Source organism: Acidisoma cellulosilyticum (assembly GCF_020621385.1).
GTDB lineage: Bacteria > Pseudomonadota > Alphaproteobacteria > Acetobacterales > Acetobacteraceae > Acidisoma > Acidisoma cellulosilyticum.
The window spans coordinates 25,620-34,967 of record NZ_JAESVA010000020.1 but is presented as its reverse complement, the minus strand read 5'-3'; the positions used below and the strand labels follow the sequence as shown (position 1 = coordinate 34,967).

At 57.5% G+C, this 9,348-nt stretch carries 14 protein-coding genes and 2 tRNA genes; 7 read left to right on the top strand and 9 right to left on the bottom strand.

The genetic code is table 11. The features are described 5' to 3' along the window. From ACELLULO517_RS27595 to ACELLULO517_RS27585, 3 genes are all read left to right on the top strand, one after another. The coding region (locus ACELLULO517_RS27595; RefSeq protein ID WP_227310753.1) for a hypothetical protein at positions 1–195 on the top strand (195 nt) is incomplete at its 5' end. A 372-nt stretch (positions 196–567) separates the two neighbouring features. Next, positions 568–792: a hypothetical protein gene (locus ACELLULO517_RS27590; protein WP_227310752.1), complete on the top strand. Its 225-nt coding sequence runs from the start codon at positions 568–570 to the stop codon at positions 790–792. Positions 793–957: 165 nt separating this feature from the next. After that, on the top strand, positions 958–1,161 hold the full coding sequence (locus ACELLULO517_RS27585; RefSeq protein WP_227310751.1) for a hypothetical protein: 204 nt from the start codon (positions 958–960) through the stop codon (positions 1,159–1,161). A gap of 805 nt (positions 1,162–1,966) precedes the next feature. Here ACELLULO517_RS27585 and ACELLULO517_RS27580 read toward each other — a convergent pair. The 9 genes from ACELLULO517_RS27580 to ACELLULO517_RS27540 all read right to left on the bottom strand — a co-directional run bounded on the left by ACELLULO517_RS27580 (position 1,967) and on the right by ACELLULO517_RS27540 (position 5,725). Next, positions 1,967–2,043, bottom strand: a tRNA-Pro gene (locus ACELLULO517_RS27580). Positions 2,044–2,047: 4 nt separating this feature from the next. Next, positions 2,048–2,120: transfer RNA gene (locus ACELLULO517_RS27575), tRNA-Ile, on the bottom strand. Positions 2,121–2,260: 140 nt separating this feature from the next. Next, complete coding sequence (locus tag ACELLULO517_RS27570) at positions 2,261–3,244, bottom strand: Hint domain-containing protein (protein ID WP_227310750.1); 984 nt, start codon at positions 3,242–3,244, stop codon at positions 2,261–2,263. A gap of 148 nt (positions 3,245–3,392) precedes the next feature. Next, on the bottom strand, positions 3,393–3,653 hold the full coding sequence (locus tag ACELLULO517_RS27565; protein ID WP_227310749.1) for a hypothetical protein: 261 nt from the start codon (positions 3,651–3,653) through the stop codon (positions 3,393–3,395). A 189-nt stretch (positions 3,654–3,842) separates the two neighbouring features. Beyond that, the gene (locus ACELLULO517_RS27560) at positions 3,843–4,025 is read right to left on the bottom strand and encodes a hypothetical protein (protein ID WP_227310748.1); all 183 of its coding nucleotides are present in this window, start codon (positions 4,023–4,025) and stop codon (positions 3,843–3,845) included. Continuing rightward, positions 4,022–4,393, bottom strand: coding sequence for a hypothetical protein (locus ACELLULO517_RS27555; RefSeq protein ID WP_227310747.1), 372 nt, complete (start codon positions 4,391–4,393; stop codon positions 4,022–4,024). Before ACELLULO517_RS27555 ends, ACELLULO517_RS27560 begins: the two co-directional genes overlap by 4 nt. After that, positions 4,393–4,881, bottom strand: coding sequence for a hypothetical protein (locus tag ACELLULO517_RS27550; RefSeq protein ID WP_227310746.1), 489 nt, complete (start codon positions 4,879–4,881; stop codon positions 4,393–4,395). The genes ACELLULO517_RS27555 and ACELLULO517_RS27550 overlap by 1 nt, the downstream gene beginning before the upstream one ends. Then, positions 4,881–5,261, bottom strand: coding sequence for a hypothetical protein (locus tag ACELLULO517_RS27545; RefSeq protein WP_227310745.1), 381 nt, complete (start codon positions 5,259–5,261; stop codon positions 4,881–4,883). The genes ACELLULO517_RS27550 and ACELLULO517_RS27545 overlap by 1 nt, the downstream gene beginning before the upstream one ends. 47 nt (positions 5,262–5,308) lie before the next feature. Beyond that, positions 5,309–5,725, bottom strand: a complete 417-nt coding sequence (locus ACELLULO517_RS27540; protein WP_227310744.1) for a hypothetical protein — start codon at positions 5,723–5,725, stop codon at positions 5,309–5,311. Positions 5,726–7,153: 1,428 nt separating this feature from the next. Between ACELLULO517_RS27540 and ACELLULO517_RS27535 the strand changes: the two genes are divergently transcribed. The 4 genes from ACELLULO517_RS27535 to ACELLULO517_RS27520 all read left to right on the top strand — a co-directional run bounded on the left by ACELLULO517_RS27535 (position 7,154) and on the right by ACELLULO517_RS27520 (position 9,322). Further along, complete coding sequence (locus ACELLULO517_RS27535; protein ID WP_227310743.1) at positions 7,154–7,363, top strand: cold-shock protein; 210 nt, start codon at positions 7,154–7,156, stop codon at positions 7,361–7,363. 118 nt (positions 7,364–7,481) lie between these two features. Further along, positions 7,482–7,811, top strand: a complete 330-nt coding sequence (locus ACELLULO517_RS27530; RefSeq protein ID WP_227310742.1) for a MarR family transcriptional regulator — start codon at positions 7,482–7,484, stop codon at positions 7,809–7,811. Positions 7,812–7,835: 24 nt separating this feature from the next. After that, positions 7,836–8,273 carry a hypothetical protein gene (locus tag ACELLULO517_RS27525; RefSeq protein ID WP_227310741.1) on the top strand — a complete coding sequence of 146 codons (438 nt, stop codon included), beginning with the start codon at positions 7,836–7,838 and terminating at the stop codon, positions 8,271–8,273. 161 nt (positions 8,274–8,434) lie between these two features. After that, positions 8,435–9,322 carry a DUF7946 domain-containing protein gene (locus ACELLULO517_RS27520; protein ID WP_227310740.1) on the top strand — a complete coding sequence of 296 codons (888 nt, stop codon included), beginning with the start codon at positions 8,435–8,437 and terminating at the stop codon, positions 9,320–9,322. Positions 9,323–9,348 lie beyond the last annotated feature (26 nt).

The window sequence follows — 9,348 nt, the reverse complement described above, 5'->3', positions numbered from 1 at the left end:
CGGTTGTCCCTTGATGACCTCCTGACTGGGGTAAGGGCTAGGAAGAACGAGCTGGGTATTATCGATACTCCGGCCTCGGTCGAGGCTATGCGCAATAAAGGCGCCGATCGCACGCCCGAGAAGCGTGCCGCTCTGGCGTCAGCCGAACAGCGCGCTCGTGACGCTGGCAGGACGCCGATCCCGGCCCACTTCTGAATCCCCCTCATGCGTGTGCGGGCTGGTCGCGAAACTCACGCCGGCAGCCGCTCCGGTCAGGGTCATTTTCAACTGGCGATTCTTCCCTGGCGAGCGCATGTTTCGCTCAGGGAGAAAAGAGATGGAAATCATCCGCGGCGCCCTGATTGCCCTGTCGCTCTATACGATCACGGCTGGGCTGATCGCTGGAATCATACAAATCCAAGATCATCGACATCGATAGGGCGCTAGCGCCGGTCGCTACAACCGCGCGTCCTGGCCCCTGAGTGGTATCTGCGTGCTGAGACGATGGGCAAAAGACGACGAGATGCGCGCCCTGTCATTCTGCATTCGTCATCACCACCTGTCGGCTTCCCACAGCGGAGAGCGGACATGGCCAGCGACAGCGAAGGTGAACCCGGAAGATCCTCCGACGAGGCCTGGGAGGCGCTTGGGATGATCCGGAGCGCTCTGGAAGACGTCTTGCCGCCCGGCTGGCTGCGTCCGGCAGACGAGACCGCGCACGTGGTGTCCGCCGAAGTGGAAGCGATCATCGCGGCCATACACGAGATGGCGATCGTCATCCCGGCCGAGGATCTGGTCGACCGCGTCGTATAAGACGGTCGTGACATTGGCAGACTTCCGGGGGCAGACGAAGCCGGAAAGCTGCGGGAGACGGTCGGGACACCAGTGGCGTATGGGTAAAACGGGGAGCGGTCCCATAGCCATCGCACCCGCCCGCAGGCCGTTGCCAAGGCAGGCGCTGCGCCACGAGGAACGGCCATGAGCGACATCAGTATCCAGCTCAGCGCCCCGGTCGTTCTGGCGGTGCTGGCAATCCTCTACTGGCCCGTGGGCCTCATCGCGGGACTGGGCCTGGCCGTTGCTGCCGTTGCATTGAAGGGCGTCGGTCGAGGGGTGTGCGCTGGCCTGGCGGTGGCAATTGCAGCTGCCTACGCCGCCGCGCTTTTCCTGATGTATGGCTAGGCTGGCGACCATCTGTAGCGGCATCCGACCTTCCCCTTCCCCTGTGTCAGCTCTCGTGCCCGTGATCTCTGTCGTCGCGTGACCAAAGTCACCGATGGTGCATTGGTCCATATGGCTCGCTCTGCTGTCCCGCTCCCGTCTCGCATCGGTAGCGCCAGCGTCCCGACCGTGTCCCGACTTGCGGCAAGGGTGTCGGTATTGCCGACACCCTTTGTGGCTGTCGCCGTCCTGTCGCCTCGGCGTCGCCGTTCTATCCCCGCCGTGTCGCCGTCCATCTGGGATACATGGACCAATGCATCATCGCTGCTTTTTGCAGAGGCTCCTGAGAGGTGACTGCGGCGTGAGGATTGGAGGGGGCAATAGCGAGGGTAATGGAGGGGTGAATAGAGGGGTGGTCTAATCCCCGCGGTTCAATGTCTTTCGGATGGTCCATCTCCAACAGACCAAGGCACCCTAGGGTGGGCCAGGTAAAGACGCCGATGACGGTGGCGATCGCGCCGATGATCACGGACGCCGCCGTCCATTTGGCGGCATGCTGGTTGATCTCTGCCGATTGCGGGAAGGTCTCAGGTGGCCATGAAGTGCTCGGCATCATGCAGTCGCAGCGAATTCCTCAGGCGCCGCGGACGAGGCTACCCGTTGAGACGGAGCGACCTCGTGCTGTGGTGAGCCAGCGGCTTACGTAGCCAGTGGCGCTGCCGCGACTATCGAACGGTAGCAAATCGCAACGAATCACTCAAGGTGAACTGGAGCGCCACCTTCTAAGCGCCGCCCCCGCTTCGGGCGCTTTCGTTGCTTGTGGGGATGGTCGGGGCGAGAGGATTCGAACCTCCGGCCCTCTGCTCCCAAAGCAGATGCGCTACCAGGCTGCGCCACACCCCGACAATGGGCACGGTAGGAATCGAACCCACAACCAAGCCGTTATGAGCGGCCAGCTCTAACCGTTGAGCTACGTGCCCGCTTGGCGCGTGAATGGCATGTCGATGGCCGCAATGCAAAACCGACACTCGGCGGTCGGGACCGTGCTTCGGAAATGGCCGGTAATGACGCGGCTCAATCGGGCCGACCAGGGCGACGATGACCCGACGATGATTGAGCGTTATGCTGCTCGACAGATACCGGATGCCATCGCAGCGGACTGCCGGGCTATTGCTGCTCGCGTACGGCTAAGAAGAGGCCCGGATACGACCAACGGAGCAAAGCCAACGCTTTCCCACATAAAATGTTGGTCGGGATGAGGCTCAAATTGAGGATGAAACGTGGTAGCCTCGCTGCTATTGTCGAAGGCGCAGCGCTGACCGCTTTCTAGATAGGTCTCGCAAGGCAATCCCTCGGCAAAAATGATGGAGTGTTCTTCCAGCTCTATATGGAAGTAGGTAAGGGTCTCGACCTTTACCTGCCGAATAGTCGTGCCATTGATAAGGTGTTTGATTGGTATCAAAACGCCTTCGACAAATACGCCATGGTCAGGAGAAAGGAACAGGCTGCTTCCCGGTAGCCCCGATCCAAAAGCATTTGTCTGGATTTCGACGGGAAGTACTTTGGTGGGTACAGGATGCCGCTTGCAGTCGACGTGACGGTGACCAATCCATTTAACCGGCTTGGAAACCCCATCGATGGTGAGAAGTGTGTCACCAATAACAAGGTTCTCAACGCATATAGAACCTTCTGCGGTCTTAATCCGAGTTCCCGATAAGTAACAGTTTGGTTCGAGGCTGATGTATCTGGCGGTGTAAGCCGGACCAGGAGAATTGTAAGTAATGAATGTATCCGCAGGTATGTAGGAAATGGAAAAAAGGTCATATTCATTTCCTGATGAATCAGAAAATCCAATTCCGTTTGTATCCGCATATGGCGCCGAAGATACAAAACGCTGATCTGGCAATCTAAGTTGCTGATCAAAGGTTACGTTGTTGCCAACGGTGTCTTGCAGTGCCGTTACAGTGGTTTCTTGACCCAGAGCGCTGATTATTGTGCCACTCGCGTCGGTTACCAGCCCATGCGCGTCGACCGTCAGGATCAGATCAAAATCATAGCTCATTCTATTCAGAAGAGCTGAGAAGGTGAGTTCGTCGGTGGGCATTAGATTACCTTCTCGTAGATCGGTAGTTATTCGATAAAACTGAACGCGAAAATGGCCCAGTCTTAGCCTTAAGCCTGGATGAGGAAGTGCTAGGCTGTCAATGATCGTTGCGCAACAAAATTGGCGAGGCAATGGGCCCATGTCGTTCTCACGTCACCCTTTCCTGCGCCAGGGCGGTGAGTGTTGCCCCTATGCGGACCATGACGCCTTCATCGGAAACAACGGTCGCCTGCAAAAAGCTCATCAGGTTGTCGGCGGGTGGCGCGCCGTTGCAGGCCTTTCGGAACATGATCCTCGGTGCGCGCTGATGGTCCCGCTGCAGGTCGAGGACCGCCTGCCAGGCTTGCCGTTGCGCCGGGCTCGCTGGTGCCATGGTGTCGATGAAGCACATGGTCATGACGCCCTCCATGTCCATGCATCAGCAGGGTCGAGAACCAGCACGGCGGCAACCAGCGGCGCGATGTCGCTGAAAGACAGTCCTGTCGCTCCCGCCAGGATAGGCACGAGCTGGTCGGCTGATATCCGGCGCCGCAGGACGCAGTGAACGCCGGCTTTCGTGTGTTGTTTTACCCACGACCGCTCGAACGGTTGACTACAATTACCCAGCTCGATCAGCATGATCGAATAGCTCGAATGCCTCCCCGACCAATTGCCGCACCTTGGTAGCATCGCCGGCACGGTCGTTGATCTCGATCAGGATGTCCTTGATACAATGGATCAGGACATCTCTGTCGCTGACAGCCTGTCCACGCTCAGGGAAGTTGATGATGTCGGCGCTCATATTCGCCCCCTTTCCAACATATTGACATCTAGCACGTTGCAGGTCGCGACAACGATGCCGAGCACCAAAGGCCGGAACCGGCCAATTGGAATCACCTGACCGTCGGCCGGATGTCGATCGTGGGTGATGCGTATCTGGCCGCCGCCGATATGCTGACAGCGATAGACCACCGACGCGCCAAGCACTTCCAGCACATAGAGCGTGTCATAATGCCACCTGTCCGTGGGCATGACCGCCACATAATCGTCCACCCGCAGGGTCGGCATCATGTAGTCGCTGCCCATGCGCATGAAGCGCGCGCCGGGAGCTTCGAGGGTGATGGCCGGGAAGCTTGTCGCGGGTTCACGCTCAAACGGGGTCGTTGCCATCACACCGCGCTCCCCGCCGCCGCTTCCCGCAAGGCGTTGAGGATTAGGTCGTAGCAAGCCATCTCATCACGAATGCTCGTTTCTTGAACCCAAATTGACAAAGCCGCCGCAGCTTTCGCCCTGATACCTTCGGGTGTCACAGCCGCAGCGTCGGAAATTTGATCATAAAGATCAAGGCTTTGAAGACTTAGCTTGTCGCTAAGCTCGCGAAGGGCAGTGCATTCAGACAAATCGGGATCGTCCCGGTGCCAATCCGCAAATGTAACGCCAACAGTTTTCCCCGGCTTCCGTGATTCTATCAGAAGGCGAAGTTCGTTTTGTTGATCAGAAATCTGACGGTGCCTCTTATTGAGGGATTGGGTTTCGATCCAAAGCGCGACGACCGGATCAACGAGCGTTACCTCATGCCGCGGCACCGTGAGCGGCGCAGCACCGAAGGCAGCGAGTCCCAATGTCTTAGCCGCAGAGCGGCGGGATAGATTGGTCATCAACCGACCCTCCCTAGAATGTCACGTGCCAAAGACGCCACGAGAGCAGCCTGCGGATTGTAAGAGACGGGGAAACGGTGATCCGCCGCCCCCCTGAAATCGGCGAAGACCACAGCTGCCTTTGCGCTCAGCCCTTCCGGCGTCCTCGCTTCCAGGTCGGCCATTTCCTCGCGAATTTCGCGGCGACGATCAACCAGAACCGCCTCGCGGCCCCGTATTTCCGTGACGCGGGGATCATCACTGGAGAGTGCCTCATCCTCGGCAAGAAGATCGTCCAATTCCCGGCCGGTGTCTTGGAATTCGACCTTGAGTGCAAGGATGTCACCGTCCAGTTCTTCGGCCTTCGCTTGACCGGCCGCCGCAGCAGCGAGCACCAGCATGGCCACGCCGCCTGCAGCGGCTGAGCGACGGGAAACAGATCGTGTGCTCATGCTGCCACCCCTATCCGCAGGAAATCTCTGATGACGCTTTCGTAAAGCGCGATACTGGAGCAGCAGTGCATGGGATTTCCGTCTCCCATGACGAAGATGGCCTTCATCTGCACGCCAATGCCAGTCAGAGCCTGGGTGCGGATAATAGCGTCGATTGCAACCGTCAGTGTGTCGGTCTCAGCGGGAGACAGTCGGCTGCCCAACACCGGCGCGTGACGATCAATGAGCCCTGTCGCGATCGCGCAGGCTTTGAGCAGATCAGCATCAGGGTGGCCATCGATGTCGACGAGCGGAAAAGTCCCGACCAGACCTACCGGCCGGCCAGAGCTTCTCCCTCTTCTCGGTGGGGGCAGCTTCACGTCGGGAGACGGAAGCATTCTTTTTCTGGCATAAGCACGGTCAGCCTTGGACATGGATTAGGGTCCAGTCTCTGGTTAGGCACGAAGAGTGAATGAGCCCACTCTTCGTGCCGCATTCACCGGGAACTGCCCGGCGCAGTTGAAGTCAATCGCTTCATGTGACATAAATTAGTTCATATTTGAATGTGAGTCAATTAAATTATGTCATATGATGTAAAATGGTTCTAACTGCAGGACAGATCCGTGGTGCCCGAGGGTTCGTGGGCTGGTCGGCGCGAGAGCTTGCAGAGGCAGCTCAACTTGGTCTTTCAACTGTCCAACGTGTCGAGGCTGGAGGGGGCATCACTGCCGCCAATATGTCTGCCATCCGCGCCGCCCTCGAAGCCGCCGGCATCGAATTCATTCCAGAGAACGGCGGGGGCGCGGGCGTGCGCATGAGGAAGGGAGACGGCGTATGATTAGGGTGTTCATCCCTATAATAGTCGCCACCTGTGTCTTAGCGACCATGAGCCTAGCTGAAGCCGATAGCATCTGGGGAGCTGGCGTAGGCAAGGAGAGTTGCGAGACTTGGTTGACAGCGGATACTCCTCTCGAAGTGGTGTCTGGTTCCTGGATTCTTGGGTTTTGGTCCGGTCTTAACGCCGGGGCGAAGACGGCACAGCTTGAAATCGACGGACGGCCGCTCGACAATTTGGCTATCGTTGATCTCGTGAAAGCGGAATGTCACATCCATCCAGGTGAGAGCCTTTGGACGGCGACGATTAGAGCGAGGGAGCAGGAAGCCTTTTATACCCGGTAGGCGGCTCCGCGTTGCAATCACGGAGCCTGAATTATTAGGTTGGGACAGATGGCGGTAGGCATCGATTTCATCCCCGAGAATGGAGGTGGCGCTGGCGTGCGCATGCGGAAGCCGTCGATTTGAGGCGGCTGACTGGCCGGTCTAGCGTTGAGATCCCGCTTGCGCCGACCTACGATGTTTCCCGCTCAGTCAACGGACAACGCCTATGACGAGATTCTATGCTCTACTATTCAGCTTGGCCTTCTGGTCGTCAGCTCACGCACAGCCAATCAAGGGCTTCTACGCGCAAGGTGCTGCGGGAATAGCACTTCCGTCATCCCAATCCGTTACCTCAAACGCGCCGGCGGCGAACGTCCATAGCAGCTCGTCCGCTGCGGCCATGGCTAATTCCTCGATCAACAGTGGAACCGGCACAATCCAAAGCGGAAGCGCGGGATTTGGCTTTGGCAACGGTCTGCGGGTCGAAGTTCAGGGTATGCATTCGCAGCAGAGTGGAAACGGAAATAGCCCGTAATGCCTTGCTGTGGACCCAATTTTCTTTCAGCGCCCGGACGCCCTCAGCTGTGCATGTTTGGTGATGGCCACAGCGGCCTAATTGCATATTTGACGATCTTCTCCCACCATGGCGAGCCCGCCGGTTATGGGCGAGCTGAGTTTTAAGAGCGATTAGGAAGCGAGCCGAAATGGCAATTGGTACTGTTAAGTGGTTCAACACGGAAAAGGGATTCGGCTTCATACAGCCGGAGAACGGCGGCACAGATATCTTCGTGCATATCTCAGCCGTGCAGCAGGCTGGACTTAGCACTTTGAACGAAGGCCAGAAGATCAGCTTTGATGCGGTAAAGAACAACCGTAGTGGCAAGATGGCAGCAGAAAATCTGAAAGCGGTCTGACAGCTGCTTGCTGAGAACAGGGAAGCGCGCTGCTCGGACGCGGCCGCTTCTTTAAGCCCAGTCTGCTGACACAAATTGGCTGGCCATTTTCTAAACCATCGCCCACGGGCAGCGCTATATGACCAAGCAAAAGCCGTTGCCAGACGATAATGCCGAACTGCTGAAGACTCGCATTATCGCTTTGGTCCACGACGACACCCGAGATCTCAGTCTTCGAGCGCTTGCCGTGCTGCTGGTGTGCCAATCGGCCGATGAGCCTCAGACGATCCGGGGCCTGGCCGAATTTCTGTCGATCCCCAAGCCGGCGGTGACCCGGGCGGCCGATCGTTTAGACGCTGCGGAACTCATCAGGCGCAGAATAGACCCCGCCGACGGCCGCAGCGTGCTGCTCTCCATTTCTGCCGCGGGTAAGCGGTATTGCAAGGCGTTTGTGGGCAAGCCGTTCTGAGACGTTAAGGCCGAAAAGCAGCCGTTGACCGCGGACAAGCGGCCGAGCAGGTTGCCGGTAAGCGACGAGGCTGACCGGATGCACAAGCGGTTTTTCTGGGGACCATGGATGTTCAGCCCTGCGACGGTGCTGTGCGTGGTGGTCTTCGCCGGCTGTGTCTGGGTCCAGGCATCCGGCCTGTGGCTGCCGCGCCTGGCCCTAATCTACATCGGCGGCATTGAAGGGGCGTCACTCGTTGGCGCGCTCATGTGCTCCGCAATCAGCATCAACCGAGTATCGCTTTCCGCGCCAGCAGATACTCGCCCGGAGCCTTTGGAGGAGAGCCAGGGCCTGTCGAGAAATCCAACGACCGGAGATGCTTACCCGATGTCTGCACCGGAGCCAGAGCCAGAGGGGCGCAGTTCCAATGACATCAGCCCGCAGGGCCGGGTTGTTAAGCTGGACGGCTATCGAAGGCGGTAGCAGGCGCTGTGCTCGTGCACGAGAGGAGAAGAACGTTAGCTCGGGCGGCAAAACCCCGTATTTAACAAACGGAGCCAATAGAACCGTTTCATCGAAATTTACCGTCTGTTCAAACCGAAATCGGAACGGCTACCGTTGCATCACAAAAACGGGAGCATCCAGTGACTGGCTACATTACCCAAAGCGAGGCTAAGGTGCCGTCGCTTATCCTCAAATTTGAAGGGGGAGATGCCGATCAGCACCTAATCGGAATGGGTTCTCTCGGGCAGGCTTTGATCGGGATTGATCGGATAGCCACAGCTGGAATTATCGCGATCGATCATAGGCACATGCCGCGCAACCGTGAGCGATCTCAGTTGATCGTTAAAGCTAGACAGCCAGTCAGCGGTTCATTGGAAATTTGGGCAGACGTTAAAGCTGCCTTGGGCGAATTGCCTCTTGCCGGGCAGATCCTCCGTCAGAGTGGCGGAGAATTTGTTGTCCATTTTTTATCGTATGTTCTAAAATCGTTTGGCGGTAGGAAGAAGGACGCGCCCCAAAACATGGACGCAATTCTTCAGATGTTTCAGAGTACGCTGTCACACGTCGAACGATCTGAGATCCGACAGTTTGAAGATCAGGCTAAAGTCCGCGAGCTACTTATCAATGTAGCCTCCGGCTTGAAAAAGCCAGCCATTGCCGCAGTTGCTCCCATTGGTAGAACCGTCAGTTCTTTGACGATATGTGCGGGCGAACTGACTGCAGCAACGGTTGACGAGCCCATGGCCGATGCTATCAGAGACAAGGGAGATCTTGAAATAGGCGACCTTCAGACGATGGCATTAGTCACCGATGGGTGGGTCTATCACAACCAAACTCTTAGCATTCACCACCCAGATGTGCCGGGCAAGTTTATTGCCGCCAAGGTCAAAGATCCTCTCGCTGAGTTTGGTCCAAATCCGTATGCCGATGCGGCGAGCATGAAAAGAACCATTCAGGTTCGGGCCAAGCCTGCTTACAGGGACGGCATGCTCGAAACTATCTACATCCTAGATTACATCAAAACCTGAGTCTTCCCCTTTGTGGCTGAAACTTT

Bases quoted from the DNA above. Each gene is read 5' to 3' on its own strand.
- ACELLULO517_RS27590 (WP_227310752.1), top strand. From the start codon at position 568: ATGGCCAGCGACAGCGAAGGTGAACCCGGAAGATCCTCCGACGAGGCC.
- ACELLULO517_RS27585 (WP_227310751.1), top strand. From the start codon at position 958: ATGAGCGACATCAGTATCCAGCTCAGCGCCCCGGTCGTTCTGGCGGTG.
- ACELLULO517_RS27570 (WP_227310750.1), bottom strand. From the start codon at position 3,244: ATGCCCACCGACGAACTCACCTTCTCAGCTCTTCTGAATAGAATGAGC.
- ACELLULO517_RS27565 (WP_227310749.1), bottom strand. From the start codon at position 3,653: ATGGAGGGCGTCATGACCATGTGCTTCATCGACACCATGGCACCAGCG.
- ACELLULO517_RS27560 (WP_227310748.1), bottom strand. From the start codon at position 4,025: ATGAGCGCCGACATCATCAACTTCCCTGAGCGTGGACAGGCTGTCAGC.
- ACELLULO517_RS27555 (WP_227310747.1), bottom strand. From the start codon at position 4,393: ATGGCAACGACCCCGTTTGAGCGTGAACCCGCGACAAGCTTCCCGGCC.
- ACELLULO517_RS27550 (WP_227310746.1), bottom strand. From the start codon at position 4,881: ATGACCAATCTATCCCGCCGCTCTGCGGCTAAGACATTGGGACTCGCT.
- ACELLULO517_RS27545 (WP_227310745.1), bottom strand. From the start codon at position 5,261: ATGCTGGTGCTCGCTGCTGCGGCGGCCGGTCAAGCGAAGGCCGAAGAA.
- ACELLULO517_RS27540 (WP_227310744.1), bottom strand. From the start codon at position 5,725: ATGTCCAAGGCTGACCGTGCTTATGCCAGAAAAAGAATGCTTCCGTCT.
- ACELLULO517_RS27535 (WP_227310743.1), top strand. From the start codon at position 7,154: ATGGCAATTGGTACTGTTAAGTGGTTCAACACGGAAAAGGGATTCGGC.
- ACELLULO517_RS27530 (WP_227310742.1), top strand. From the start codon at position 7,482: ATGACCAAGCAAAAGCCGTTGCCAGACGATAATGCCGAACTGCTGAAG.